Below are 25,707 nucleotides of genomic sequence, written 5' to 3' on the forward strand. Positions count from 1 at the left end.
GCCGATGTGTCCTTTTCTGGTAGGTCGGTGCACGCGCGATAGGGGATATTGACTCGGATTTCGCGGCACTCACGGTTAATTCGCTTTCGATGGGCGTGTTCAGCCCGTTCCGTACAAGTCATGGGGGCTCAACCGGCCGACGACTCGAAGCCCAGCGGCCGGTCGATGAACATCTGACGCGAGGCTTGCCAGACGGCGAGCCCCAGACTCCACCCGACCCCCAGGACCACCAGGCTGCCGGTGATCGTGCCGAGGGCGTGGAGCGCCAGATAGGCACCGTTGTACGCCGCCGCTGCGATCAAGAGCGTAACAATGCGGATAACGATGTTCGCGATTCTATTGGCGGTCTGGACGATGAACAAGCCGAGCACCAGCAGCGCGGTGGGAGGCAGCACGAGCACATCGATCAGCAGGGTATGCCACAACGCCTGCGGATGGATCGCCAGCGTGACCACTGCGGTCAGCAGCGTGGCCAGGACGATGTGCCCCGGCAGGGTGTTCAGAAAGCAGTCCACCAGCAGCTCATTGAAGTCCCTGACCGTGTGCGGCGCAAGATCGAAATAAAGCTCCACCAGGCTGGGTCTGAGCTGGGCCAGCCCAAAGCCTACGTTGACGGGCGTCAGCAGCATGATGGCCACATATGTATTCAGCAAGCGCGCATGGATGTGCTGAACGCTGAAATGTGCGGATGAAAAATTCATGAGCATCAACGGACCCACCGCTAATGCCAGCCACACCAGCGAGACCAGCCAGCCACGTGGCTGATCGTAGGGAAACAGCAAGACGCTCGTCAGCTTGCGTTGCCGGCCCGGCGTGGGCTTGCTCCGATAACGCAGCGCATGGCGGCGCAGACGCCCTTCGTTGCCGGCGGCACCCCATGCCTGCAATGCGCGCAGCCGGCGCGCCAGTGGCGTGCCGGCTGCGCGCGCTTGGCTGCCCTGAAACCTCGCCTGAGGGGCGAACGGGGCTTCGGGCGAGGCCGTGTCGCCCAGAGAGAACAGACGGCGCACGTAGAACAACAGGATGACGGCGGCCAACAGCAGCGGTAGCGAAGGCAGCCAGACACTGTGGGCAATCGCATGTTTCAAGGTGATGCGCACTGGCGCGGGCAGAACATTGGAAATCACGATCAGCAGCAGAGGGAGATATCCGGCCAACGATGGGCCGGATGTGACCAGCAGCATATAGGCAATGGCCAGGCCTCCGCCGCCTATCGCCCACCAACCCGCCAGTCCGCCCAAGCCGAACGCCACCAGAGCCGACGGCAGGAGCCATAAGACCACGCCCCAGAGCACGCCTGCCGTCGCTATCACACGGCGAAAATCGGGTAACAGCAGGGATTCCGGCTGCACGACGAGTCGCAGCGCGTAGCCGACCAATAGCCAGGAGAACAGCGCCGTGATGGCCGATAGGGTCAGCATCAGCTTGCTCCAGTAACCCGGCAGCAACGCATCGAGCAACAGCGGCAACACCAGCAGGGCAAGGATCGCCGAGCCCGCCCACGGCATTGTCACCACCGGCAGCCATGCCACCCGTAGGACGGCCTTCATGCCATCTCCACGAACAGGTCCTCAAGACTCAGCGTGGTGAAGGAAAGCTGCGCCTGTTCGCGTTTGGCCAAGGCCTGCAGGGAGGTCAAGGTTTCGGGATCGCCGGCGTCGACGACGTAACAGGCGGCGCCACTGTCGACCCGCGCCGCCAGCACGCCTGGGACCTGAGGCGGCTCGACGTACGCGGTGCCAGCATCGGCCCGCAGGACAGCCTTCTGGATCTGCTCGCGTACGGCCTGTACCGGCCGGGTAAAGGCGATGGCGCCGTCGCGCAGCAGCGCGATGTCCGCATCGATGCGCTCGAGATCGGTGGTGATATGGGTGGAAAACACCACCGTGCGACCGGTGCCTTGGATCAGCGGCATCAGCGTGGCGAGAAAATCGCGCCGGGCCTTGGGATCGAGACTGGCCACCGGTTCGTCCAGGAGGATCAAATCGGGTCCCGGCGCCAGGGCGCGGATGATGGCGAGCATCTGGCGCTGGCCCTGGGAGAGGGTCGAAATACGCTTGCGCGTGTCGATCGACCATTCCTCAAGCAGGCGTGCGCATAGCGCCGCATCCCAGCTGCGATAGAAGGCGGAGGTGAAATCGAGAAAGGCGGCGACCTTCATCCAGGGGAACAGATCGAAGGTCTGCGGGACGTAGCCGATGCGGTGCAGACGCTCCCCACGCGGTTCGTCCATCGGCTCGCCCAGAATCTCGACCGTGCCGCCGTTGATCGGCATCAGGCCGAGCATGCAGCGCAGTAGCGTGGTCTTGCCGGCGCCGTTGCGTCCCAGCAGGCCGATCGTGCGCCCCCGGGGAATCGACCAGTCGAGCCCCTGCAGCACATCCTGCCCGTCGAAACGCTTGCGCAGGCCGCGTATCTCCACCGCGTGCGGCCCGTCTTCGACGCGCATTTCGCCAGGCGCACGGCCCCCACTCGCAGACATGCCGTCTCCCCGAAATCAGCCCCATGGAACCGCCGTTCCCGGGCGCAACGTACCGGGCCAGACCCCGGTTTTTCAGTAGATCGATAGATACTCATCCGGTTTGACTGAGCGCATGGAAATAGTTCCCCATGCGCAGCCGACCAGTTCCTCGGTCTTGCGCAGGCCATCATCGAAGCGTTGCCCATCGGGGTTTTGTTATAGTCCCCGCCGTTCACGGAGAGGGCCTCGATGGAATTGGTCGACATCTGCTTCAACTTCGCCCACAGCGGTTTCCGCGCGGACGAACATGCCGTACTCAAGCGCGCGCTGGAGGTCGGCGTCGCGCAACTGCTGTGCACCGGCTCGGACCTCGAGGACAGCCTCGCCAGCGTGACCCTGGCCGAGCGCTACCCGGAGCATCTCTACGCCACCGTGGGCGTACACCCGCACCGCGCGGTGACCTGGGACGACGCCACCGCCGGCACGCTGCGCGAACTCGCCCTGGCCCACCCCAAGATACGCGCGATCGGCGAAACCGGGCTCGACTTCAATCGCGACTATGCGCCTCGCGACGTGCAGGAACGCGCCTTCGAGGCGCAGCTCGAACTCGCGGCCGAACTCGGCTTGCCCGCTTTCCTGCACGAGCGCGAAGCGCATGCGCATTTCATCGCCATCCTGCGCCGCCACCGCGAGCGCCTGAGCCGCGCGGTCGTGCACTGCTTCACCGGGACGCGCGAGGAACTCGACGCCTATCTCGACCTCGACCTGCACATCGGCATCACCGGCTGGATCTGCGACGAACGCCGCGGCCACCACCTGCGCGAATTCATCGGCCGCATACCGCCCGACCGCCTGATGATCGAGACCGATGCGCCCTATCTGCTACCGCGCGACATGCATCCCAAGCCACACTCGCGGCGCAACGAACCGGCCTACCTGCCCCACGTGCTGGCGGCGGTCGCCGCCGCCGTCGGGCGACCGCCCGAACAGGTCGCCAGCGAGACCACCGCCACCGCGCGGGCCTTCTACGCACTTTCCTGAATTCGGTTCCCGGGCTTAGGATCGGGCATATTCCTGACGCCCACGCGTCGCGTTATGCTAGCCATATACAACTGAGGAATCCGCCATGTCACGCCAGCAACTGATCGAACGCAAACTGACCGACGTCCTCGAACCGGAATTCATCGAGGTCATCAATGAAAGCAGCAATCACAACGTGCCGCCCGGCTCCGAATCCCACTTCAAGGTGACCGTGGTCAGCGCCGCCTTCGACGGCGAGCGGCTGATTCAGCGCCATCGCAGGGTGAATCAGATTCTGGCCGAGGAATTCGCCGACGGGCTGCATGCCCTCGCACTGCATACCTTGAGCCCGGACGAATGGTTCGAGCGCGCCGGGCACGTGCCTGAGTCGCCTCTCTGCATGGGTGGCAGCAAAGGCTGAATATGGGCGACGTCGTCCCGTTCCGCCGTCCGAGCGCCTCGGAAAAACACCGCGGCAACACGCTGTGCCGCCGCGGCTTCCATAAATGGGTGGTGGAGAAGGACAAGCGGTTCGACGTGAAGCAGGGGCGCCTCGTCACCGTCTACCGCTGCGCCCGCTGCGGCAAGGACCGCATCGAGGCACATTGAGCGCTCGGCCGCCAGGCGTCAGCCCAGCCCGCCGGCGCCGGCGCCGGCGAAGAATTCCGCCATGACCGGGGCAAAGCGCGCCTCGTCGATCAGGAAGGCGTCGTGTCCCTGGGGCGATTCCAGCGCTGCATAACTCACTTGCGCACCGGCCGCTTGCAGGCCCTCCGCAAGCGCACGCTGCTGCGATTCGGGAAACAGCGTGTCGCTGTGCACCCCGATCACCAGCGCCCGCAGCGCTCCGAGCCGGGACAGGGCTCGCTGCAGATCGCCTGCCCCGTGTTCGGCCGCATCGAAATCGTCCATCGCTCGCGACAGCGAGAGGTACGCGTTGGCATCGAAGCTGTGCGCGAACTTTGCCGCATTGTGCTCAAGGTAGGATTCGACCTCGAAGCGCCCCGCCGCATCGGCCCGCGTCGCACGCCGGTGTCCGAAGCGCTGCTCCCATTCCTGCGGCGAGCGATAGCATGAGATGCCCAACTTGCGCGCCAGCAGCATGCCGGAAACCGGTCCCGGCGCCTGATAACGCCCGTCCGCCCACGCCGGGTCGGCGCAGACGATCTCGCGCTGCAGGGATCGCATCGCAATGGCATGCGCCGTGGGGTGGGCAGCGGAACTGACCAGGACCAGGCGGTCGAGCAGCTCCGGGGTCTGCAGTGCCAAGGCCAGCGCCGTCATTCCCCCGAGCGAGGCACCGACCACGGCCGACAGGCGTCTCAGGCCCAACGCCCGCGCCAGCTCCCGGCCGGCGGCGGCGATGTCTTCCACCGACAGCCGCGGAAAGTCGGGCCCGTAGGCCATGCCCGTGATGGGATTCATCGAGGTCGGGCCGCTACTACCGTAGCAGCTCCCCAGCGAATTGACGCAGACGACGTAATAGCGCCCGGTGTCCAACGGCTTGCCCGGGCCGATCATGAACTCCCACCAGCCGGGCTGCGGATCGCAGGCCGACGAGGCGGCATGCGCGTTCGCCGACAGACCGGTGAAAATCAGGATCGCGTTGTCCCGCGCGGCGTTCAGGGTGCCCCAGGTCTCGTAGGCAATATCGAGAGCAGGCAGTTCGCCGCCGCAGCGAAAATGGAACGGTCGCGCCAGCGACATGATCCGCGTTCCGCGCGGCAGTGCCGGACCGGTCGGGGGAAGCGATTGAGCAGCAACGGTGCTTGGCACGATGCGCGTCCTTTTTCCCTAGTGTGATGGTCAACTATTCCGGCATTTTCGCCAATTCGACCTCAGATTGCCAGCCACCCACCTCGTCAGGGGCCATCCAGAAATCGAGCTGGCCGGGCTCGCGCAACAGGCCGTGAGCCACCAGCAGGGCCGCGCCGCTCCACGTCTGCCGGGTATTCGCGCGTCGGCCGATGAGCCTTCCGTTGCGCCCATCGTAGTACTCGGGCCAGTCGTCCGCCAGCAACCTGGGTTCGGCGATATCGAGCGCACGGCGCGCCAGATCGCCGCGCCCTGCCCGCATCGCGGCGCCGACGAAGGCCCACAGCAAGGCGGGCCAGTTGCCTCCGTTGTGGTAGGACCAGGGCGTGTTCTTGGGGTCTGAGCCGGTCAACAGCTGCCATTCAAGGCCGGCCATCGCCGGGTAGATCAGCTTGACCGGCATGCGTCCCACGAGATCGGACCACTGGGCTTCATACAGGTTCATGATCGCCTCGGCCTGGGCCTGCGTGGCCAGCCCGAAGATCACCGCCAGCAGATTCCCGAAGGCGAAGAAACGGAAGTCCATGCGTCCGGGGCCCAGATTCCCGAGCAGGTAGCCGCCTCGGTCAGGTAACCAGTCGACGACCCAGTCCGGAATGCTCTCCGGGTAGATGTTGAGCGGGTTGGCGGCATCCTGGCCGAAGGCCTCGGTCTCGTAGCGGTGAATCTCGTTCAACCGGGTCATGTCCAGCCAGTAGAACTGGCGAACGTACTCGGTCAGCTGGGCACGTCGCTTGGCCGCCTGCTCCAGCATCGGCGCCAGGGTGTCTGTGGGCACGAGCAACGCGCTCAGCGCATTGAGGCTGCCGAAAAACAAGGCCTGGATCTCCAGCGGGTGGCCATACACGCCCATGCGCCGGTCGATCATGAACGAGCCGTCGGGCACCAGCAGCGTGGGAAACACCTCGAAACGGTCGTTGAGCAGCACCCCCAGGATGGACTGCATGCCACGCTGGAAGGCAGGGTCGGCTGCCAGCGCGCGGTCGCCAGTTTTGCTCACGTAGGCTTGCAGCAGGAGCACCCACCACATCATCGAATCCACCGGCGCCACGCGCCCGATGGCACGGTCGCCGAAGTCGGCATGCAGCGTTTCGCGACCATCGGACAAACGCTCCACGCGAAAGCTTGCCGGCATGACCCGCGGCAGACCACGATGCCCCTCCATCTCTTCCTGGAGATCGCGGATGCGCAACGCCACGCGCAGGAAATTACGCACCACGTCTTCGCGTCCGGCCTGCAGGAACACCAAAGCCGACGGCACGAAATCACGGATGAAGCAGTCTGCGTAGTTCTCCGCCGCGGTCCAGGCGCTGAGTGCCGCGCGCGTACCCACCGCCTCCCCATTCAGATGAATCAGGGACTCGGTGAGCAACCGTCGGGCGGAGGCCTCGGCCAGGGTTTCGATGTGTGGTGCCTGTACGTGTTCGCTCACTCGGTCCTCCGTAGGGCTGGCCCGCGGCGCAGATCGCACCGCGGACGGACAAGACCGAGCTTACTGAAGCGGGACGTCAGGCACTAGGGCCGCTGGGACTCGCAGTAGAGATAATCGCGGGTTACCGGCACGGCCCCGTGGGCGCGGCTGAGCTGGATGTGGAACACCACAAGGTCGCGCCACAGGAACGAACCTTCGCTGACGGCGAGATAGAACTCCCACATGCGGCAGAAGCGCTCGCCCATGCGCTCGGCAATCTCGGCCCGGTGATTCTGAAAACGCCGGTACCACTCGGCCAGCGTCCAGGCATAGTGCAGCCGCAGCACCTCGATATCGGTCTGCATCAGGCCCGTGCGCTCCACCACCCGGCTGATCTGCGACAGCGACGGGATGAAACCGCCCGGGAAAATATGCTCGCGGATCCAGGCGTTGGTGGGACCGGCCTCGTTGCTCGCGCCGATGGTATGCAGCAGGGCGATGCCGTCGGGAGCCAACAGCGATTCCACCTGATTGAAGAAGGTCGGGAAATTCGGCTCGCCGACGTGCTCGAACATGCCCACGCTGACGATGCGATCGTATTCGCCGCGATGTTCGCGGTAGTCGCGCAAATGGAACTTCACGCGATCTGAAAGTCCCCGGCGTTCCGCCTCGGCCTCGGCCACCCGCAACTGTTCCTTGGACAGGGTCAGGCCATCCACCGTGACGCCGGCGTGCTCGGCAAGATACATCGCCAGCCCACCCCAGCCCGAACCGATATCGAGCACGCGCTGGCCCGGATGCAATTGGAGCTTGTGCATGATGTGGCGGCACTTGGCCTGCTGCGCCTCCTCCAGGGACATGTCCTCACGCTCGAAGTAGGCGCAGGAATAAAACATGCCCTCGTCCAAAAAGGTGCGAAACAGGGATTCGTCCAGATCATAATGGTGCGAGACGTTGGTGCGTGAGCGCTTGATCCGGTTGCCCTCCTGGATCAGCTTGATCAGCGGCAGCACAACGCGCCCGATTCCGTGCGGAGGCGCCTCGGTGAAGCTGCTCATCAGCACGCGCAGCAAGGTGCGCAATCCGCCCTGACCAGGCTCCCAGCCACCGTCCATGTAGGTTTCGCCGAGTTCGTATTCCGGATCCTGCAGGATCCGGCGCAGCACCGACCGCTCACGAATGATCAGCTCGGCGCGAATGTCGCCCTCGCCGAAATTCAAGGTTTCGCCGCCAGGTAGGCGTACGGTGAGGCGGGCACCGCGGATACGCCCGTCCAGCAGACGGCGCAGCATGCTCGCGGGCGAAATTACGATGTGATGTTTGTGCAGGGTCGCCGCACTGGACGGATGCGACCCCCCTAGCTCTTGAGATTGTCCGGCCATGACTGTCCTCATCGGCTATGTGTTTACATGTAGAACGGTGAGCATGCTCCCTCACTCACCATCAACTAATCTATGTAGACAAGGCGATTGCGAAAATTCTCCTCATCACGTCCAGGATAATTTGATATAGAACACGGTCATGGAAGGTGAATGCAGCCCGACATGCCTACCTGCCCATGTGAGAGCAAACATCATGCCTAAAACCAATCAATCAAATGAGCAGACGCGACTCTTGCTTGTTACCAGCCTGATTCTGCTGTGCTGGGCAGGGTCGAGCTTTGCCGAATCCCCCATTGTGGAGATACCCAGACTCACGCTGAATTCCGCACTGAAGATTGCCAAAACGGCTCTACTCACCTGCCAACATAAAGGCATCTCGGTAGCCGTGACTCTGCTGGACCGGGGTGGCAATGTTCAGGTGATTCTGCGCGACACCCTCGCCTCCGACCTCACTCTGGCGATCAGTCGCGACAAGGCCTATACAGCCCTGTCCTTCAACACGCCCACGGCCGATCTCGGCGAGCGTGCGAAATCGCCGCTGGGACGCATGCCGCGCATGGCCATGTTCGCAGGTGGCCTGCCGATCCATGCGGGTGGTACCCTCGTCGGCGCGATCGGGGTCAGTGGCGCGCCATCGGGAGATACCGATGCCATCTGCGCCAAGGCCGGCGTGGACAGCCTGCAAACCGATCTGGATATGGCCGGCGGCTGAACGGCCACGGGGCTCGCCCCGATGATACGTAGGGATACCTAACCATGTTCGGTAACGACCGCGGCCAGATTCGCCGCTACTACCTGGATATCTGGCAACGCCATTGCCGCGGCGAACCGCTGGATGCACTGGGCGTCCAGATCGCCGGGGTCATCGAGGAACATCCCGAGTATCACGCGATGCTGGCAAGCGGCGAGGACATGCTCGATCGAGATTTCACCCCCGAGGAAGGCACCAGCAACCCGTTTTTGCACATGGGGATGCACCTGGCCATTCGTGAGCAGGTCGCCACCGATCGGCCGGTCGGCCTGGCCGGCGCGCACCGGCGCCTGAGCCTGCACCTGGGGGGCACGCACGCGGCGGAGCACGCCCTGATGGAATGCCTGGGTACGGCGCTGTGGGAAGCGCAACGCTCAGGCAAGCCGCCCGACGAACTGGCGTACCTGGAGTGCGCGCAGCGCATGGCCCAGAGCGACTGAGCCCGACGCGAAAGACCTTTCAGCCGCCGAGCAGGCGTTGCCACCAACGGCGGCGGTTGTTCGCCAGCGGCATGGCGTCGGAAACGTCTTCCGGCGGCAGCAGCGAAACCACCCAGCCCGGCGGGGTCGGTTGGCCGCTGGAACCGCACGACGAGCCCAGGTGATTGGGGTCGAAAATCTTGATCAGGCGGGGCGTTTCGAGGTCATCGGCGTAGACGATGCCGCAGTAGTCATGCTCATGTTCGCGGCGCAGCAGGGCGTCGATTTCGTCGATGAAGCGAACCACTTCGTCACCACCAGCCGGCGCCGAGGGCACGGCTTCTCCGACGGCATACAGATACCAGCCATCCCCCGCCCGGTTCTTCAGGCGATCCCAGAATTCATCGAGTTGGGGCCAGCGCAATATCCCCACGGTACGGCCATGGTAGACATCATGAAAGCCTTGGGGTGCCACCGACGGGTCGTTGCTGGACATACGGACAGCGTCTGTCTGCTGGCTAGACATGTGCCCAGCACGTTAGGAGCCGACCGGCCTCTGAACGCGCTGGGCGTGCGGTGATCAGATGAACAGGCAGATGTCGCTGTCGCCGGCGAACTCGAAGAAGGTCGCGGCGCCGCCGAATTCAATGCCGTCGATGAAATCTGACGGGTTCATGTCGAACAGGTCGACCGTCATCTGGCAGGCCACCATGCGCACCTCGGCCTCCTGGCAGAGTTCGCGCAGCTCTTCGAGGCTGGCCACGCCCTTCGACTTCATCTTGTTCTTCATCATCATGGTCATCATGCCCTCCATGCCCGGCAATGCAGTACCGAGAATGGGGAACCACTTGTCCATGCCCATCGGCATGGGCATACCCGGGTTGCCCAGCGGGCTGACCTTGAGATCGAGATTCTTCTTCAGCAGCTGCAAGCCATAGAAGGTGAAAAACACCTCTGTGCTATAGCCCAGCGCCGCGGCCGTGGACGCCAGAATGAAGGGAGGATATCCCCAATCCAGGGTGCCTTTGGTCGCAATGATGGCGAGCTTCTTCTCAGACATTACCTTATCCTCCTCAGATAACTTTCGTAGTGTTTATGCTAATATTCGAATGATTATCCGATTAATACGCTGTGTCAAGGCGCCTTATAGCGCCGCCTGCCCTATTTTGTCGCTACCCTGACGCAGCCACGCAAAGCGTCGCTCCGCCAGCCAGAACCCGCCGAACAGCAGCGCGACATATACCGCATCGCCGGCCAAGGCATTGCGGAAAAAGGGAATTCCTGCGACGTAGGCTGCCGCCAGCCCTGCTGTATTCTGCGGATAGAGCCCGGTCGTCAGCCATGCCCCAAAATTGCTGATCAGGAAGAACGCGATGGCGCCGGCCAGCGTGCCTGCGGCAATCCGCCGCAATCCGCGCCGGCGGCGCAGGGCAAAACCGATCAGCACGCTGACCGCAAAGCCCGAGTAGACGAAAACCATGCCTGGGTAAAAGCCCAGTACCCAGTCGCTCAGCAGCAACGCCGCCAGGGGCACGACGAAGGCCAGACGACGGTCCTCGACGTAGGCTCCGGCAAACAGCGCCAATGCAACCACCGGGGTGAAATTGGGCCAATGGGGGAGCAGGCGCAACGCCGCCGTCGCGAAAATCAGCAGGCTGAGGGTCAGGAATCGGGGGGTCATCGTACGCTCCGGTGAAATCGTCAGGCCGCGATTCTAGTCCGTCCAGAGGCGCGCCGCACCTCTCACACCACTGGAATCCCCATGCTGTGCCGTTACCAACCGCGTATCGACACGGTCTGAAAAAACATACTCGCCCCAGCGCTCGGACACCGTCGCGCATAACCCAGGCAGGTTGGACAATCCCCCGCCGAGCACGATCACCTCAGGGTCCAGCACATTGATTACCGAAGCCAGACCGCGGGCCAGGCGGTCCGCGTGCCGGTCGAGGGTCGCACGGGCGGCGGCATCCCCGGCAGCGGCGCGGCGCACGATTTCCTGCGCAGCCAATCCTCCGCTCGATGTAGCTGCGTGATCGCGCGCGAGACCTGACCCGGAAATGAAGGTTTCCAGGCAACCATGACGACCGCAGTAGCAGACAGGCCCCGGTCGTTCCTCGTCCCGAGGCCACGGCAGGGGGTTGTGCCCCCACTCGCCTGCAATCGTATTGGCGCCGGTCAGCAGGCGGCCATCGACCACGATGCCACCGCCCGTCCCGGTACCCAGGATTACCGCGAACACCGTGGCCGCGCCGGCCGCGGCCCCGTCGGCCGCCTCGGACAGAGCAAGACAGTTGGCATCGTTGGCGAGTCGCACCTCGCGACCGAGCCGGCGTGTCAGATCCTCGCCCAGTGCGCGACCGTTGAGACAGGTCGAGTTCGCGTTCTTGATCAGGCCGGTGGCGGGCGATATCGCACCGGGGGTACCCACGCCCACGGTACAGCGCACGCCGAGCGCCTGCTCGGCGGATTCGACCAATTCACCGACGGCCTCGACAGTGGCCGCGTAGTTGCCCTGGGGGGTCGGGACGCGCCGGCGCAGACACTCATGGCCATCCGGATCGAGTACCGCCACCTCGATCTTGGTACCGCCGAGATCCACGCCGAGATGCCACATTCAGGGATTCCCTTCCGGATCGGGACGCGCTGGCTTGCGCCAGAAGACCTCGCCGGTACCTGCGCTGCGAGCCAATACCCGCGACAGCACGAACAGCAGGTCGGAAAGGCGGTTGAGATAGCGCAGCAACTCAAGAGGAACGGACTCGTCGCGTTCCAGCGCAACTAATACGCGCTCGGCGCGCCGGCAGACCGCGCGCGCCAGGTGGCAGGCGGCTGCGGCACGTCCGCCGCCGGGGAGTATGAACTCCCGCAGCGGCGGCAGCGCCTCGTTGAATCCGTCAAGCTCGCGTTCCAGCCGCGTACTGGCCTGCGCCTCTAGCAGGCACTGCCCCGGCAGGCTGAGCGAACCGCCCAGCGAGAACAGATCGTGCTGCACGCGGGTCAGACACTCGCGCACCGCATCCGGTATCTCCGCCTCGGCCAGCACCAGCGCCAGCGCGCTGTTGAGCTCGTCCACCTCGCCCATCGCCGCCACCCGCGGCGCATCCTTGGGCACGCGACTGCCGTCGGCCAGCCCCGTGGTGCCGTCGTCGCCGGTGCGGGTATAGATGCGGGTCAGGCGATTGCCCATCAGGTGCTCCCGAAGTCGTAGCGCAGGCCGAGCATCGCGCTGCGCGCAGGCGCCAGGTAGGCGATGCCGGTGCCGTAATAGGCCGGAACATAGTTCGTGTTGAGCAGATTGTCGACGGAGGCATGCAGCGTCAAGGCCCGGTTCAGATGCACGCGCAGACTCAGGTTGCCGAGCAGATAGGGGTCCAGCACCTGCCCGCCGAAGTCCTCGCGGCGACCGGTCCAGATCCAGTCGCTGCCCAGCGTCCAGCGGCCGGCGTCATAACCTAGGCGTGCGCGATAGCTGTGCGACGTACGGCGCAGCAGAGGCTGCCCGGTGCTCAGATCCACCGGCTTCTGCCAAGTCGCATCCAGGGCGAGGTCGAGCGCTCCGCGCTGCCAGGACCAGCCCGCGGTCACCCCGCGGATACGCGCCTGCTGCACGTTGCGGTTCTGATACTGATAGGTCGCGGGATCGACCAGCACCGTCTCGATCAGGTCGTCGATGTGCTGCTGATAGACGGAAACATGCAGTCGGCCTGCCGCACCGAAGGCCGTGGTCAGATCGGCCTGCACGCTGCGCGAGGTCTCCGGCTTGAGCGCCGGGTTGCCGCCGTAGCCGTACAGATCGTTGAAGGTCGGCGCACGGTAGCCGGTGCCGGTCGACACGTCGATGACGGTCGCTGCGGCCAGGTGGTAACCGACCCCCAGGTTCCAGGTGTCGTGCCCGCCGAACTGGCTGTCGTCCGTGCGTCGCCCGGCCGCGGTCAGGCGCCAGGCGCCGAACTGCTGCTGCCATTCGGCAAAGCCGGCATCGGTACGGCGGTCATTGTCGTACGCCGTGCCGTAGCTCAGGCTGGCGGCATGGGTGCGTGCCCGGCTCGCGCCGAACAGCCAATGGCTGCCGTCGCCTGCATAGGCCAGTTCCGCATGCACCGAATTGCGCGTGCTGTGCGCGAAGTCGTAGGCCGAAGGATCGTAGCTCTCGGGCTGATCCTGGTTGTACGCGTTGCGCGTCTGCTCGATCCCGCCCTTGAGCCGCCAGCCGCCACCCAGCGGCAATCCGCCGCGCAGTGCGGCGGTCTGGTGCAGGTAGCGCTGCGACAGCAACGAGAGTGGGGTATAGGGCGGATACCCAGTGGCGTAGGCACCGCGCCCGCGGCTCTGCCACAAATCCGCGCGCAGGTCGGCGCCGCCGGCATGCAGATCGGCGTACGCGCTCAGCGTGCGGTTGCTGTATGGCGCGGGCTGGCTCATGCCCTGCACCGGCGGCGTGCCTGCGGTGTGCTCGCCGCTCACGCTCGCGCCTGCGGCGGCATGGCGTCCGGCGGCATGCACGCCGAGCGAGCCCGTGCGCGTGCCCCAGCCCCCGGCGGCGGCCGAAAGGTGCCCACCTACCCCGCCTGGGTGGCGGGTGATGATGTTGACCACGCCGCCGATGGCGCTGGAGCCCCACAGCGTCGACAGCGGCCCCTGCACCACCTCGATGCGCTCGATGTCGGCCGCAGGGATGTCCGCCCACGGCGCACCGCCGCTGGTCGAATCGTTGAGCGGCACGCCGTTGACCATCACCTTGACCATGTTGCTGTTGGTGCCCTGCAGGAATACCGAGGTGAGCTGCCCGGGACCGCCGCTGGCCACCACGTCGAAACCCGGATAGAAACGCAGCACGCCGGCCGCGGTGGCCGCACCGCTGGCCTCGATCTGACTGCGGGTGATGACCTGTGTCGGCACCACGGCATCGCTCGCTGGCTGCGCGAAACGGGTCGGCGTGATCACCAGCACCGGCGGCTGGCCGTCGGCCTGCGCGGGAAGAAACGGGAACGACAGCGCCAGGCCGGCGCCGATCAGGATAAGACGATTTCGCATGGTGGCCCTCCGCGCACCTTGAACTCATGAATACGCGGAGGTACGGCATCGCGGTCGCGGTGGGCGGCGCGATCCCGCCGCCCACCGCGACCGGAACGAAAACGCCAGGGCCGGTTTCCGGGCTGATGGGCGCACGGCACGAACGCAGTGCGGGGCGATCCGCCTTCCCATGCGCGCTGCGCACAGTGGCATTTCGGAGCGCCTTGACCCAATCACCGTTGCGGGGGCAGCGCCGGTCTAGTCCACGAGGGACGCACCGGCTTCCCGTTTAACCCCGCGCGCTGACGCGGGGCACCCTGGGCGATACGTTGATGTCGGCGGCACGCAGCCGCCGGCGCGCGATCTTAGCAGCTTTACAGATTCAGAAGCGATTAGGCAGGCAAATCGTATGCGGTGTACTTCCTGCACTGCGGCAATACATCTCCATCGCGATCACGGCGATCCACGAACAGGCTGTTACCTGACATCCGCTTGGCCATGCATTTGACCTCGCTTGCCCTTGCGGCGACCTGATGATGATTCCCGAACGTTCCCGGCATCACCTGAACTACGCCGATGGATAGGGACAACAGGTCATGGAATTCCTCATGCCCCTGACGGTTCGGCGCACGAATGCCACCGGCCTCACGCTCCATCTCGTCGTAGAAATTCGGTGCCAGCGCCTCGAAACGCGCGAGCACGCTCTCCAGCACCTCCTGCCAGTGAGAGGCCACGAGCACGAGCACGAAGTCGTCGCCGCCGACATGGCCGACGAAATCGGTGCGCGGGTCGACGGCCTCGCTGAGCACGCGGCCCAACTCGCGGATCACCACGTCGCCCCGAGCGTAGCCGTAATAGTCGTTGTAGGGCTTGAAGGCGTCGAGGTCGCAGTAGGCGACCACAAAGGGCAGCCCGCGCTCGAGTTGCGCGTCGATGTGCTCGTTCACCGGCACGCTGCCCGGCAGCTGGGTGAGCGGATTGGCGTAGCGCGCGTACTGGATCTGCAGCTCGGTCAGCCGGCGCAGCAGATCGATCACCGCGCCCATGCCGAGATAACGCCCCGCCTCGTCTGTGATGATGAAATCGCGATCCCAGTCGTCATCGATCTGGTTGGTGACCAACTGGCTAAGCTGCTCCAGCGGCGTGCCCTGCGCGACCACCAGCGGATTGCGGTCCATGAAATCGCGCGTCGGCTTGCGCGCATTGAGCTCGCGCACGAAACGACGCGCGTAGAAGTCCATGATCCGGTGCCGGCGCACGATGCCGACCGGGCGCTCGCGGTCGACGATCGCCACCGAGCGCAGCTGGGGTTCATGCTGGAACAGATCGACCACATCGGAGAGCAGCGTATCGGGTACCAGCGCGGTGGCCGGGCGCAGCAGCGCGCGGGCGGTGGTGGCGCGGTGGCGCGGCAGCGGCACCTGGCCGACGCCGCCGAGCTGCGGCAGCGAACGCGGCGGATGCGGCGACGGCCGCTGCAGGTAGTAGCCCTGCGCGAACTCGATGCCCAGCGAGGCGATGACCGCATATTCCTCGCGCGTCTCGATGCCCTCGACCACCAGGCGGCTGTCCATCTCCTTGGCAATCTCGCGCATCGAGCGCACGAACTGGCGCTTGACCGGGTCCTCGTGGATGTTCTGCGCGAAATGCCCGTCGATCTTGACGTACTCCGGCCGCAGTTCGGTCCAGTGGCGCAGCCCGCCGTAACCCGAACCCAGGTCGTCGATGGCGATCGCGAAACCCATTTCGCGGTAGTGGTTCACCGCCTCCTGCATCACGCGGTAATCCTTGATCGGCGTGTGCTCGGTCAGCTCGATGACCACCCGTTCCGGCGGCAGCCCCGCCGCCTCCAGAAAGCGCAGGGTGCGCCCGCGCGGGCCGTCGGGCTGGGCGATGGTTTCCGGTGTGACGTTGAGGAACAGCCGCCCCGGCAGATCGAGCTGGCCGAAACGCTCGATCGCAAGCTGCCGGCACAGATGATCCAGTTCGCTCAGCGCGCTACAGGCCATCGCGGTGTCGAACAGGGTCAGCGGGCTGTGCAGTGGGCTGTCCGACGGTCCGCGGATCAGCGCCTCGTAACCGAATACCTCACCGACCGCCACCTCGGCAATGGGCTGGAACAGGACGTGCAGTTGGCGGCTGTCCAGCAATTCGCGCAGGGCGTCACAAAAAGGATTAGGCATAGATCGACGGCATTTCCCAGATCAATGCCCATCCATAACACTTTCCTATTAAGCACTGATGACAACCGCGCCGCATCACCTAACCGGCCGGAACCTCCGCACGCAGCGCGCGCGCCGAATCGACCATCGCACGCAAGGCCGCCTCGACCTCCGGCCAGCCCCGCGTCTTCAGCCCGCAGTCCGGATTGACCCACAGCCGCGACCAACCCAGGCGCCGGGCCGCGGCGCGCAGCAGCTCCTCCATGCGCGCCGGTGCAGGCACGTTCGGCGAGTGGATGTCGTAGACGCCCGGGCCGATCTCGTTGGGATAGGCGAAATCGGCGAAGGCATCGAGCAGCTCCATGTCCGAACGCGCGGTCTCGATGGTGATCACGTCGGCGTCCAGCGCGGCGATCGCCTCGATGATGTCGTTGAACTCCGAATAGCACATATGGGTGTGGATCTGCGTCGCGTCGGCCACCCCCGAGGTCGCCAGGCGGAATGACTCGACCGCCCAGTCCAGATAGGCGCCCCACTGCGCCCGGCGCAGCGGCAGACCCTCGCGGAAGGCCGGCTCGTCGACCTGGATCACGCCGATGCCGGCGCGCTCCAGATCGCCCACCTCGTCGCGCAGGGCCAGCGCGATCTGCCGGCAGACATCGGCGCGCGGAAGGTCGTCGCGCACGAAGGACCACTGCAGGATGGTCACCGGCCCGGTCAGCATGCCCTTCACCGGCCGTTCGGTCAGCGACTGCGCGTACACGCTCCAGTCCACGGTCATCGGCCGCGGCCGGGCGACATCGCCCCAGATCACCGGCGGCTTCACGCAGCGCGAGCCGTAGGACTGCACCCAGCCGTGCGCGGTGACCGCGAAACCGTCCAGGCGCTCGCCGAAATACTCGACCATGTCGGTGCGCTCCGGCTCGCCGTGCACCAGCACGTCCAGCCCGTAATCCTCCTGGGCGCGAACCACGCGCTCGATCTCGCGGCGCAGGAAATCCTCGTAGCCGGCCTCGTCGAGACGCCCGGCGCGCCAGTCGCGGCGCGCCGCGCGGATCGCCTCGGTCTGCGGAAACGAACCGATGGTGGTAGTCGGCAACGGCGGCAGATGCAATTTTTCCTGCTGCACGCGTTCGCGCATCTCGTAGGGGCTGTCCCGGCGCGCGGCGTCGGGCGGCAGCGCCGCCAGCCGCGCCGCGACATCGGCCCGGTGCACCCGCGTCGATTCGCGGCGCGCGGTCAACGCAGCAGTGGCGGCGGTCAGCGCCTCCACCCCGCCCTCCTCGCGCAGCGAACGCCCGAGCACCACCACCTCGTCCAGCTTCTGCCGCGCGAAGGCCATCCATGCGGTCAGCTCGGGATCGAGTGTCGTCTCCTGCGACAGATCGACCGGCACATGCAGCAACGAACAGGACGGCGCCAGCCACAAGCGCTCGCGCCCGATGCGTTCGGCCAAGGTCGCCAGGCGCACCCGCTGCGCGGTCAGGTCGGTGCGCCACACATTGCGTCCGTCGATCACGCCGGCGGACAGCACCTTGTAGCCGGGCAGGCGATCCGCCGCCTGCGCCAGTTCGGAAGCGCGCACGCCGTCGAGGTGCAGCCCGTCCACCGGCAGTCCGCAGGCCAGCCCCAGATTTTCCTCCAGCGACCCGAAGTACGTCGCCAGCAGGCGCTTGGGACCGCGCCCCTGCAGCCGGTTGTAGGCGGGTTCGTAGGCCGCGCGCCAGGCCGGCGGCAGATCCAGCACCAGGGCCGGTTCGTCGATCTGCACCCAGTCGACGCCCAGCCCCGCCAGCCGATACAGAATCTCGCCGTAGACCGGCAGCAGGTTGTCCAGCAGCGCGAGACGATCGTCCGCGCCGCCCTTCATCTTGCCGAGCCACAGGTAACTGATCGGCCCCAGGATCACCGGCTTGACGCGGTAACCCTGCGTCTGCGCCTCCACCACCTCGTCGAACAGCGTCTCGCTGGCGATGCGGAAGGTCTGGTCGGGCGCAAACTCCGGGACGATATAGTGGTAATTGGTATCGAACCATTTGGTCATCTCGCAGGCGTCGGCCGGATCGCCGCTCGGCGCGCGTCCCCGCGCCATGCGGAAATAGGTGTCGAGATCGACCCGCTCGCCCGCCTCGCTGAAACGCGGCGGCACGCAGCCGAGCAGCGCGCTCGTGTCCAGCACGTGGTCGTAGAGCGAGAAATCGCCCACCGGGATCAGGTCGATGCCGGCGTCGGCCTGGTCGCGCCAGCGCGCGTCGCGCACCGCCCGCGCCTCGGCGAGCAGCGCCTCGCGGTCGATGCGCCCGGACCAGTACGCCTCCAGCGCACGCTTGAGCTCGCGCCGCGGCCCGATCCGCGGATATCCCAGGTTGTGCGTCGTCGTCATCTCGCCGTCCTCGCAGCCATCAGTTGTGGAGCGGCAGTGTGCCCGGCGCATTACTTGAGTACAATTTCTATTTATTCAATAAAACTTGAATTTCTCTCAACATGAACCTCGAACTCAAACACCTCAGAACCCTGCTCGCCCTGCATCGCGCCGGCACCCTCGCGGGGGCCGCCGAACGCCTGCATCTGACGCAGTCGGCACTGTCGCACCAGATCAAGGGACTGGAGGACGATCTCGGCGGCGCGCTGTACGTGCGCAAGAGCCGCCCGCTGCGCCTGACACGCATCGGCGAACGCCTGCTTGCCTCGGCCGTGCGCATCGCACGCGAGATGGACGAACTCACGCGCGACCTCAGCCAGTTCGCCGACGGCGGCGGCCGCCTGCACATTGCCATCGAATGTCACAGCTGCTTCGCCTGGCTGACGCCGGCGATGGAGCGCTACCGCGAGGACTGGCCGGCGGTGGAAATGGACCTCACCCTGGCCTTCAGCTTCGCCCCGCTGAATGCGCTGGCCGCGGGCGACGTGGATCTGGTGGTCACTTCCGACCCCGAGCCGCGCGCCGGGCTGGCCTACCGGCGGCTGTTCGACTATGCGATGCGCCTGGTGGTGGCACCGCAGCACCCGCTGGCGCAGCGCACCTGGGTGAACCCCGAGGACCTCGCCGGGGAGACGCTGATTACCTACCCCGTGTCGCCGCAGCGGCTCGACGTCTTTACCCGTTTCCTCGACCCTGCCGGCGTCGCGCCGGGTGCGGTGCGCACCGCCGAGCTGAGCGAGATGATCCTGCAGCTGGTTGCGAGCGGCCGCGGGGTGAGCGCGCTGCCGGACTGGGCGCTGCGCGACGTGCCCGCCGGACGTCGCCTGGTCACCCTGCCGCTCGGGCGCGAGGGCCTGATCTGCACACTGCACGCCGGCATGCGCGCAGCGGACGCCGAACGCGCCTACGTGCGCGACTTCGTCGCGGTCACCCGCCGGCTCGCGGGCGGCACGGACGACGCATCGGTCTGAAACGGGCGCCGGCTCCTTTCCGTCCGGACTTCGCACCGACCGCAGCGGCAACACCGAACCTCCCGACCCTCGCCGAAGCACTGTACCGGCCCCTCCGGCCACGCTGTGCGCGGCCTACCTTATAGAGGTCACGCCTTGCGCAAGGCCGCTCCCCGGCGTGCACGAACTTCGCGCGCGCCCCGCCATGGGGCCCTGCAGACGCACTTTCATGCACAGATCATCCACAGCCTATCAACCGAGTCATACACATCATATTGTGTGATTGACCACCTCGAAAACACATCCTATAGTAACCGAACCAGCCAGCCCCATGACCTGTCCACATAACCTATTCCGTATACCGAGGGGGAATGCATGCGCACTGAAAGCCCGTCAACGCCCGCCCAGACCAGCCGTTCCGCCGAGGTCTACGCCGAGACCGCACCCGCGTCCGCCGGGGAAGGCGCCTCCGGCCAGTACCGCGTCATCCGCCGCAACGGCAAGCAGACGCATTTCGACGCCGACAAGATCAAGGTCGCCATGACCAAGGCCTTCCTCGCCGTCGAGGGCGGCAGCGCGGCCGCCTCCAGCCGCGTGCACGAGACTGTGAACGAGCTGACCCGGCAGATCGTCGACGGCCTGTTTCGGCGCATGCCCGACGGCGGCACCGTGCACATCGAGGACATCCAGGACCAGGTCGAGCTGGCGCTGATGCGCACCGGCGAGCACAAGGTCGCGCGCGCCTACGTGCTCTACCGCGAGCAGCAGTCCGCCAAGCGCGCCGCCGAGGCCGCCGCCAAGCAGGCCGCCCAGCCCGAGAGCGGCAACGTGCTGCACGTGACCCTGGCCGACGGCAGCCGCGCCCCGCTCGACACCGCCCGCCTGCAGGCGCTGGTGGACGAGGCCTGCGCGGAGCTGACCGACGTCGACGCCGCGCGCGTACTCAAGGACACCCTGCGCGGCCTGTACGACGGCATCAAGGCGCAGGACGTGGGCCAGACCCTGACCATGAGCGCGCGCACGCTCATCGACAAGGACCCGAACTACAGCTTCGTCGCCGCCCGCCTGCTGCTCGACACCCTGCGCAGCGAGGCGCTGGGCTTCCTCTCCGGGCTCGCCGAGACCGCGACCCAGGCCGAGATGGCCGAGCGCTACCCCGAATACTTCGCCGCCTACGTGCACCGCGCCGTCGAGCTGGAACTGCTCGACGAGGAACTGACCCGCTACGACCTCGCCCGCCTGGGCGCCGCGCTCAAGCCCGAGCGCGACCGGCTGTTCACCTACCTCGGCCTGCAGACCCTGTACGACCGCTACTTCATCCACAGCCAGGGCCAGCGCTTCGAGCTGCCGCAAGCCTTCTTCATGCGCGTCGCCATGGGTCTTGCGATCAACGAGGTGGACCGCGAGGCCAAGGCCGTCGAGTTCTACGAGCTGCTCTCCTCGCTCGACTTCATGAGCTCGACCCCGACCCTGTTCAACGCCGGCACCCTGCGCCCGCAGCTCTCCAGCTGCTACCTCACCACCGTGCCCGACGACCTCGACGGCATCTTCGCCGCGGTCAAGGACAACGCCCTGCTGTCCAAGTTCGCCGGGGGTCTCGGCAACGACTGGACCCGCGTGCGCGGCCTCGGCGCCCACATCAAGGGCACCAACGGCAAGAGCCAGGGCGTCGTGCCCTTCCTCAAGGTCGCCAACGACACCGCCGTGGCGGTCAACCAGGGCGGCAAGCGCAAGGGCGCTGTGTGCGCCTACCTCGAAACCTGGCACGTCGACATCGAGGAATTCCTCGAACTGCGCAAGAACACCGGCGACGAGCGCCGCCGCACGCACGACATGAACACCGCCAACTGGATTCCCGACCTGTTCATGAAGCGCGTCGCCGAGGAAGGCGAGTGGACGCTGTTCTCGCCCAACGAGACGCCCGACCTGCACGACCTCGTCGGCACCGCCTTCGAGGCCCGCTACACCGAGTACGAGGCCAAGGCCGCGCGCGGCGAGATCAAGGTCTTCCGCAAGCTCAAGGCGGTCGACCTGTGGCGCAAGATGCTGTCCATGCTGTTCGAGACCGGACACCCCTGGGTCGCCTTCAAGGACCCCTGCAACCTGCGTTCGCCGCAGCAGCACGTCGGCGTCGTGCACAGCTCCAACCTGTGCACCGAGATCACTCTCAACACCTCCGACGACGAGATCGCCGTGTGCAACCTCGGCAGCGTCAACCTCGCCCAGCACGTCACCGAGCAGGGCCTGGACACCGCCAAGCTCGCGCGCACCATCAAGACCGCGATGCGCATGCTCGACAACGTCATCGACTACAACTACTACAGCGTGCCCCAGGCGCGCCGCGCCAACCTGCGCCACCGCCCGGTGGGCCTCGGCATCATGGGCTTCCAGGACGCCCTGTATAAGCTCCGCCTGCCCTACGCCAGCGAGGCCGCGGTCGAATTCGCCGACCGCTCCATGGAGGCCGTGTCCTACTACGCCATCGAGGCCTCCTCCGACCTCGCCGCCGAGCGCGGCGCGTACAAGACCTTCGACGGCTCGCTGTGGAGCCGCGGCATCCTGCCCATCGACTCGCTGGAGAACCTGGAGGCCGCGCGCGGCCAGTACATCCAGGTCGACAAGTCGCGCAGCCTGGACTGGGACGGCCTGCGCGAGCGCGTCAAGACCGTCGGCATGCGCAACTCCAACACCATGGCCATCGCCCCGACCGCGACCATCTCCAACATTTGCGGCGTGTCGCAGTCGATCGAGCCGACCTACCAGAACCTGTTCGTCAAATCCAACCTCTCGGGCGAGTTCACCGTGATCAACCCCTACCTCGTCGCCGACCTCAAGTCGCGCCGGCTGTGGGACGAGGTCATGGTCAACGACCTCAAGTACTACGACGGCTCGGTCAACGCCATCGACCGCGTGCCGGACGACCTCAAGGCCCTCTACGCCACCGCCTTCGAGGTCGACCCGCGCTGGCTGGTCGAGGCCGCCTCGCGCCGCCAGAAGTGGATCGACCAGGCCCAGTCGCTCAACCTCTACATGGCCGAGCCCTCCGGCAAGAAGCTGGACAACCTCTACAAGCTCGCCTGGGTGCGCGGCCTCAAGACCACCTACTACCTGCGTTCGCTCGGCGCCACGCACATGGAGAGAGGGCGCACGCCCGCCGCGCTGCGCCGCCCCGGTCGAGGAGCGCGCAAGGTCTGCTCCATCCTCGACCCGGACTGCGGCCTGTCAGTAATCGCCGCCCGCCGCCGCCGCAAGATCGTCAAGAGGTACCCGACATGCTGAACTGGAAGACCCGCTCGCCCCCCCCGCCGCCCCCGCGCGCGCAGCCCGCACCCGAGGGTCCATGGAACAGGCGCCGGACAGACGACGCCCCCGCGCGGGGCCCGCAAGGCCTCCGCCGCGCGCACCGCCAAGGCCCCGCGCCGCGCGCCGCAGCCGGGATCTTGTCCGCCAGGCGGTCAATCCCGATGAAGCGCGTCGTCAACGGCCTCACCGACGTCAACCAGCTCGCGCCGTTCAAGTACCCCTGGGCGTGGAACTACTTCCTCAACGCCAACAAGAACCACTGGACGCCGCTCGACATCAACATGGCCTCCGACGTGCACGACTACTTCCACAAGCTCACGCTGGAAGAACGCCACGTCTACGAGAACGTGCTCGCCTACCTGACCACCTCCGACATCCTGGCCATGCGCAATATCGGCCTCGCGGTGATGGAAAAGATGTCCGCGCCCGAGCTGCAGATCTACCAAGCCCGCCAGGTCTACGAGGAATCCCTGCACACCTGGACCTACCAGCACTGCATCGAGACCATCGGCCTCGACCAGGGCGAGATCTACAACCGCTACCGCGTGGTCCCCGAGATCCACGCCAAGATCCGCATCGCCAACCGCCGGCTCGACTCCGTCCTGCGTCCCGACATCGACCTCAAGGATCGCGACGAACTGATGAACTTCCTCATGGCGTACATCTTCTTCGCCGCCGTGTTCGAAGGCAGCTGGTTCTACAACGGCTTCACCCCCATCTTCGCCCTGCAGCGCCGCGGCCTGATGAAGGGCACCGCCGAACAGCTGCAATACATCATGCGCGACGAGGTCATGCACGCCAGCTTCGGCATCCGCGTGGCCAAGCAGATCATGCTGGAGGAAAACATCCGCCCCGATCCCAAGGCCATCCGCGAGATGTGGGACGAGGCCGAGGCCGCCGAAAGCGGCTACGCCCGCTACCTCCTGCCCGACCCGATCCTCGGCTACACCGCCGAGATGCACAGCGACCAGTTCCGCTTCGTCGCCAACCGCCGCGCCAAGCAGCTCGGCCTCGAAGAACCCTTCCCGGGGGCCGAGAACGCGATCGAGTGGCTGGACGAGCAGGCGAACTTGCGGAAGGAGAAGAATTTCTTCGAGACGCGGGTGACGGAGTATCAGACGGGGGGGGCGTTGAGCTGGGATTAACTGTCAGTCACAGCATCAAGTGGTTCTTTTCACAGCATCTGGTGGTTCTGAGAGTTGATCTCAGCTAACTGCCGAGCCTAATCCCCAATAACTATTCGCTAGTGGCTTTTTTGTAAATTCAACTGAATAACGGCATCGAGCTTGCGATTTAGGTATGACAAGCCATGAAGTACTACTACAAAGCAGCATGGGCAGTGATCGGAGGAATTTCATCGCCCTCTGATGTTGAACGTGCTGTACTCGTGAGCGGAACTGATTTCACGTTTTCTCTTGTCCGCAATGCTGAAGTCGATCTCACGGAGATAGATAACAATCAAGCTATCGCGCGGCTTTTAGTCAAGAGTATTGTGGGGCAACGTGGCTCTGCTCCGTTTCGCGATGCAATAGCGATTGAGGCGAGTGAGATCAAGGAAGAACGGAAGCAGAAAGCCGAATCTAACCCCATTCTTGTCTACGAGGCAGAAGGTGATCTACCCGTTCAGATGGATCGCCATCACCGCGAACAGGACGGCATAATTATAGGCTTCGACCTTATTGATAAAGCCGAAGTGCGGCAACTTCATAAACCCAAAATTGAAGCCATGAAAATGGCTGTCGCCTTCGAAGGCGGAAGCACATCGCGATTCACAGAATTGGGTGATGGGATACATCTAGTTACGGACGATGGAAAATCCGTATTTAGCTTCACTGCTTCAGCAAGTGGAAGAACGACCGTATTCACCTCGAATCCGCTGTCGGATCAAGGGGTTCAGAACGTTGGCAACCGATACCACACACTTCTAAGTATGGATGATCTGACATCGGTGGAACGACTATTTTCACAAATGGCTGTTCAGGGTGCCGACCAACTGAAGACATTCTTATCAGGTTGGGCGGCTCTGGAGATTCTCATTGCCAAGGCTTTCAAACGTTACGAGCAGGAATTTCTGTCACCTTTCACGCAGATTGGACAAGAATCAATGCGCGAACGCTTCCTTGCCCGCATCAAAGATGTAATGAAGGATAAATATCGCCTAAGTGATAAGTTTGTCGCAGTCAGTGCCGTATTATTCCGGGATGCGTCACGCGAAGATTTTCAGCGGGACTACCAAACCTTTCGTGATTTGAAGGAGCGGAGAGATTCCATCTCTCACGGAGACCCATTCGAAGAGAATTCCCTTCCAATTCAGCAAGTCGATGCACTACTTCGGAAGTATTGTCTCGCGTATATAGCAACACAATCCACATAAACACACTTCGCGCTGTGATGACTGTACTGACCACTGGCTTCGTCGAAAGCTTCAACGGACGCTTCCAGGACGAGTTTCTGCACGAAACGCTGTTCACGACATTCTCCTTTTAGTCATACAGTTGAAGCTGATTGCTGAGTGATTGTCATAGGACAGATGCCTACGGCTAAGGTCACTGCCCACCCGTTATTTGAATGTTTTTTTATACGCCGCAACGCAGTCCC

General features: G+C 64.9%; 21 protein-coding genes, 1 pseudogene and 1 riboswitch. Of the genes and pseudogenes, 9 read left to right on the plus strand and 13 right to left on the minus strand.

Going from position 1 to position 25,707, the window contains the following annotated elements:
* Positions 1-128: 128 nt before the first annotated feature.
* Both BJI67_RS11590 and BJI67_RS11595 read right to left on the minus strand, forming a co-directional pair.
* Complete coding sequence (locus BJI67_RS11590) at positions 129-1,550, minus strand: hypothetical protein (protein ID WP_070073162.1); 1,422 nt, start codon at positions 1,548-1,550, stop codon at positions 129-131.
* Positions 1,547-2,482 (minus strand): ABC transporter ATP-binding protein, encoded by a 936-nt coding sequence (locus BJI67_RS11595; protein ID WP_083250841.1) that lies wholly within the window; start codon positions 2,480-2,482, stop codon positions 1,547-1,549. Before BJI67_RS11595 ends, BJI67_RS11590 begins: the two co-directional genes overlap by 4 nt.
* Positions 2,483-2,710: 228 nt before the next feature.
* Here BJI67_RS11595 and BJI67_RS11600 point away from each other — a divergent pair, with 228 nt between their 5' ends.
* The 3 genes from BJI67_RS11600 (at position 2,711) to BJI67_RS11610 (ending at position 4,090) form a co-directional block, all read left to right on the plus strand.
* The gene (locus tag BJI67_RS11600) at positions 2,711-3,502 is read left to right on the plus strand and encodes a TatD family hydrolase (RefSeq protein WP_070073164.1); all 792 of its coding nucleotides are present in this window, start codon (positions 2,711-2,713) and stop codon (positions 3,500-3,502) included.
* A gap of 85 nt (positions 3,503-3,587) precedes the next feature.
* Positions 3,588-3,902 (plus strand): BolA family protein, encoded by a 315-nt coding sequence (locus tag BJI67_RS11605; RefSeq protein ID WP_070073165.1) that lies wholly within the window; start codon positions 3,588-3,590, stop codon positions 3,900-3,902.
* A gap of 2 nt (positions 3,903-3,904) precedes the next feature.
* Positions 3,905-4,090: a hypothetical protein gene (locus BJI67_RS11610; RefSeq protein ID WP_070073166.1), complete on the plus strand. Its 186-nt coding sequence runs from the start codon at positions 3,905-3,907 to the stop codon at positions 4,088-4,090.
* An 18-nt stretch (positions 4,091-4,108) separates the two neighbouring features.
* Here BJI67_RS11610 and metX read toward each other — a convergent pair whose 3' ends face one another.
* The 3 genes from metX to BJI67_RS11625 all read right to left on the minus strand — a co-directional run bounded on the left by metX (position 4,109) and on the right by BJI67_RS11625 (position 8,089).
* Positions 4,109-5,188 carry a homoserine O-acetyltransferase MetX gene (gene metX, locus BJI67_RS11615; RefSeq protein WP_070073167.1) on the minus strand — a complete coding sequence of 360 codons (1,080 nt, stop codon included), beginning with the start codon at positions 5,186-5,188 and terminating at the stop codon, positions 4,109-4,111.
* A gap of 103 nt (positions 5,189-5,291) precedes the next feature.
* Positions 5,292-6,701: a glycoside hydrolase 100 family protein gene (locus BJI67_RS11620; protein WP_070074122.1), complete on the minus strand. Its 1,410-nt coding sequence runs from the start codon at positions 6,699-6,701 to the stop codon at positions 5,292-5,294.
* Between the two features lie 110 nt (positions 6,702-6,811).
* The gene (locus BJI67_RS11625) at positions 6,812-8,089 is read right to left on the minus strand and encodes an SAM-dependent methyltransferase (RefSeq protein WP_231940848.1); all 1,278 of its coding nucleotides are present in this window, start codon (positions 8,087-8,089) and stop codon (positions 6,812-6,814) included.
* 193 nt (positions 8,090-8,282) lie between these two features.
* Between BJI67_RS11625 and BJI67_RS11630 the strand changes: the two genes are divergently transcribed.
* Together BJI67_RS11630 and BJI67_RS11635 are read left to right on the plus strand one after the other, a co-directional pair.
* On the plus strand, positions 8,283-8,801 hold the full coding sequence (locus tag BJI67_RS11630; RefSeq protein WP_070073169.1) for a GlcG/HbpS family heme-binding protein: 519 nt from the start codon (positions 8,283-8,285) through the stop codon (positions 8,799-8,801).
* Between the two features lie 44 nt (positions 8,802-8,845).
* Positions 8,846-9,280 (plus strand): DUF1841 family protein, encoded by a 435-nt coding sequence (locus tag BJI67_RS11635; protein WP_070073170.1) that lies wholly within the window; start codon positions 8,846-8,848, stop codon positions 9,278-9,280.
* 19 nt (positions 9,281-9,299) lie between these two features.
* Here BJI67_RS11635 and BJI67_RS11640 read toward each other — a convergent pair whose 3' ends face one another.
* The 8 genes from BJI67_RS11640 to metE all read right to left on the minus strand — a co-directional run bounded on the left by BJI67_RS11640 (position 9,300) and on the right by metE (position 18,817).
* The gene (locus BJI67_RS11640; protein ID WP_070073171.1) at positions 9,300-9,755 is read right to left on the minus strand and encodes a hypothetical protein; all 456 of its coding nucleotides are present in this window, start codon (positions 9,753-9,755) and stop codon (positions 9,300-9,302) included.
* 84 nt (positions 9,756-9,839) lie between these two features.
* Positions 9,840-10,319 (minus strand): sulfur carrier protein DsrE2, encoded by a 480-nt coding sequence (gene dsrE2 / locus BJI67_RS11645; RefSeq protein WP_070073172.1) that lies wholly within the window; start codon positions 10,317-10,319, stop codon positions 9,840-9,842.
* Positions 10,320-10,403: 84 nt separating this feature from the next.
* Positions 10,404-10,940: a DUF6580 family putative transport protein gene (locus tag BJI67_RS11650; RefSeq protein WP_070073173.1), complete on the minus strand. Its 537-nt coding sequence runs from the start codon at positions 10,938-10,940 to the stop codon at positions 10,404-10,406.
* 33 nt (positions 10,941-10,973) lie between these two features.
* On the minus strand, positions 10,974-11,873 hold the full coding sequence (locus tag BJI67_RS11655; RefSeq protein ID WP_070073174.1) for an ROK family protein: 900 nt from the start codon (positions 11,871-11,873) through the stop codon (positions 10,974-10,976).
* The gene (locus BJI67_RS11660; protein ID WP_070073175.1) at positions 11,874-12,446 is read right to left on the minus strand and encodes a cob(I)yrinic acid a,c-diamide adenosyltransferase; all 573 of its coding nucleotides are present in this window, start codon (positions 12,444-12,446) and stop codon (positions 11,874-11,876) included.
* Complete coding sequence (locus BJI67_RS11665) at positions 12,446-14,293, minus strand: TonB-dependent receptor plug domain-containing protein (protein ID WP_070073176.1); 1,848 nt, start codon at positions 14,291-14,293, stop codon at positions 12,446-12,448. Before BJI67_RS11665 ends, BJI67_RS11660 begins: the two co-directional genes overlap by 1 nt.
* Before the next feature lie 91 nt (positions 14,294-14,384).
* Positions 14,385-14,607: riboswitch (cobalamin riboswitch) on the minus strand.
* A gap of 57 nt (positions 14,608-14,664) precedes the next feature.
* Positions 14,665-16,455, minus strand: coding sequence for a GGDEF domain-containing protein (locus BJI67_RS11670; protein ID WP_070073177.1), 1,791 nt, complete (start codon positions 16,453-16,455; stop codon positions 14,665-14,667).
* A 79-nt stretch (positions 16,456-16,534) separates the two neighbouring features.
* Positions 16,535-18,817 carry a 5-methyltetrahydropteroyltriglutamate--homocysteine S-methyltransferase gene (metE, locus tag BJI67_RS11675; RefSeq protein WP_070074123.1) on the minus strand — a complete coding sequence of 761 codons (2,283 nt, stop codon included), beginning with the start codon at positions 18,815-18,817 and terminating at the stop codon, positions 16,535-16,537.
* A 101-nt stretch (positions 18,818-18,918) separates the two neighbouring features.
* On the opposite strand from metE, the gene BJI67_RS11680 reads away from it, so the two are divergent.
* The 4 genes and pseudogenes from BJI67_RS11680 (at position 18,919) to BJI67_RS17495 (ending at position 25,483) form a co-directional block, all read left to right on the plus strand.
* Positions 18,919-19,827: a LysR family transcriptional regulator gene (locus BJI67_RS11680; protein ID WP_070073178.1), complete on the plus strand. Its 909-nt coding sequence runs from the start codon at positions 18,919-18,921 to the stop codon at positions 19,825-19,827.
* A gap of 354 nt (positions 19,828-20,181) precedes the next feature.
* Positions 20,182-22,944 (plus strand): annotated as a pseudogene (locus tag BJI67_RS11685) (ribonucleoside-diphosphate reductase subunit alpha); the annotation flags it as partial.
* Between the two features lie 326 nt (positions 22,945-23,270).
* Positions 23,271-24,254: a ribonucleotide-diphosphate reductase subunit beta gene (locus BJI67_RS11690; RefSeq protein ID WP_156782123.1), complete on the plus strand. Its 984-nt coding sequence runs from the start codon at positions 23,271-23,273 to the stop codon at positions 24,252-24,254.
* 164 nt (positions 24,255-24,418) lie between these two features.
* Positions 24,419-25,483: a hypothetical protein gene (locus BJI67_RS17495; RefSeq protein ID WP_156782124.1), complete on the plus strand. Its 1,065-nt coding sequence runs from the start codon at positions 24,419-24,421 to the stop codon at positions 25,481-25,483.
* Positions 25,484-25,707 lie beyond the last annotated feature (224 nt).

This window comes from Acidihalobacter aeolianus (assembly GCF_001753165.1).
In the GTDB taxonomy this organism is placed as follows: Bacteria; Pseudomonadota; Gammaproteobacteria; order DSM-5130; family Acidihalobacteraceae; genus Acidihalobacter; species Acidihalobacter aeolianus.

What these genes read in the sequence shown, in the direction of transcription:
- BJI67_RS11610 (WP_070073166.1), top strand. Translation starts at nt 3,905, where the DNA reads ATGGGCGACGTCGTCCCGTTCCGCCGTCCGAGCGCCTCGGAAAAACAC.
- BJI67_RS11670 (WP_070073177.1), bottom strand. Translation starts at nt 16,455, where the DNA reads ATGCCTAATCCTTTTTGTGACGCCCTGCGCGAATTGCTGGACAGCCGC.
- dsrE2 (WP_070073172.1), bottom strand. Translation starts at nt 10,319, where the DNA reads ATGTCTGAGAAGAAGCTCGCCATCATTGCGACCAAAGGCACCCTGGAT.
- BJI67_RS11625 (WP_231940848.1), bottom strand. Translation starts at nt 8,089, where the DNA reads ATGGCCGGACAATCTCAAGAGCTAGGGGGGTCGCATCCGTCCAGTGCG.
- BJI67_RS11635 (WP_070073170.1), top strand. Translation starts at nt 8,846, where the DNA reads ATGTTCGGTAACGACCGCGGCCAGATTCGCCGCTACTACCTGGATATC.
- BJI67_RS11640 (WP_070073171.1), bottom strand. Translation starts at nt 9,755, where the DNA reads ATGTCCAGCAACGACCCGTCGGTGGCACCCCAAGGCTTTCATGATGTC.
- BJI67_RS11660 (WP_070073175.1), bottom strand. Translation starts at nt 12,446, where the DNA reads ATGGGCAATCGCCTGACCCGCATCTATACCCGCACCGGCGACGACGGC.
- BJI67_RS11590 (WP_070073162.1), bottom strand. Translation starts at nt 1,550, where the DNA reads ATGAAGGCCGTCCTACGGGTGGCATGGCTGCCGGTGGTGACAATGCCG.
- BJI67_RS11655 (WP_070073174.1), bottom strand. Translation starts at nt 11,873, where the DNA reads ATGTGGCATCTCGGCGTGGATCTCGGCGGTACCAAGATCGAGGTGGCG.
- BJI67_RS11680 (WP_070073178.1), top strand. Translation starts at nt 18,919, where the DNA reads ATGAACCTCGAACTCAAACACCTCAGAACCCTGCTCGCCCTGCATCGC.
- BJI67_RS11650 (WP_070073173.1), bottom strand. Translation starts at nt 10,940, where the DNA reads ATGACCCCCCGATTCCTGACCCTCAGCCTGCTGATTTTCGCGACGGCG.
- BJI67_RS11600 (WP_070073164.1), top strand. Translation starts at nt 2,711, where the DNA reads ATGGAATTGGTCGACATCTGCTTCAACTTCGCCCACAGCGGTTTCCGC.
- BJI67_RS11630 (WP_070073169.1), top strand. Translation starts at nt 8,283, where the DNA reads ATGCCTAAAACCAATCAATCAAATGAGCAGACGCGACTCTTGCTTGTT.
- metE (WP_070074123.1), bottom strand. Translation starts at nt 18,817, where the DNA reads ATGACGACGACGCACAACCTGGGATATCCGCGGATCGGGCCGCGGCGC.
- BJI67_RS11595 (WP_083250841.1), bottom strand. Translation starts at nt 2,482, where the DNA reads ATGTCTGCGAGTGGGGGCCGTGCGCCTGGCGAAATGCGCGTCGAAGAC.
- BJI67_RS17495 (WP_156782124.1), top strand. Translation starts at nt 24,419, where the DNA reads ATGAAGTACTACTACAAAGCAGCATGGGCAGTGATCGGAGGAATTTCA.
- BJI67_RS11690 (WP_156782123.1), top strand. Translation starts at nt 23,271, where the DNA reads ATGAAGCGCGTCGTCAACGGCCTCACCGACGTCAACCAGCTCGCGCCG.
- BJI67_RS11665 (WP_070073176.1), bottom strand. Translation starts at nt 14,293, where the DNA reads ATGCGAAATCGTCTTATCCTGATCGGCGCCGGCCTGGCGCTGTCGTTC.
- metX (WP_070073167.1), bottom strand. Translation starts at nt 5,188, where the DNA reads ATGTCGCTGGCGCGACCGTTCCATTTTCGCTGCGGCGGCGAACTGCCT.
- BJI67_RS11605 (WP_070073165.1), top strand. Translation starts at nt 3,588, where the DNA reads ATGTCACGCCAGCAACTGATCGAACGCAAACTGACCGACGTCCTCGAA.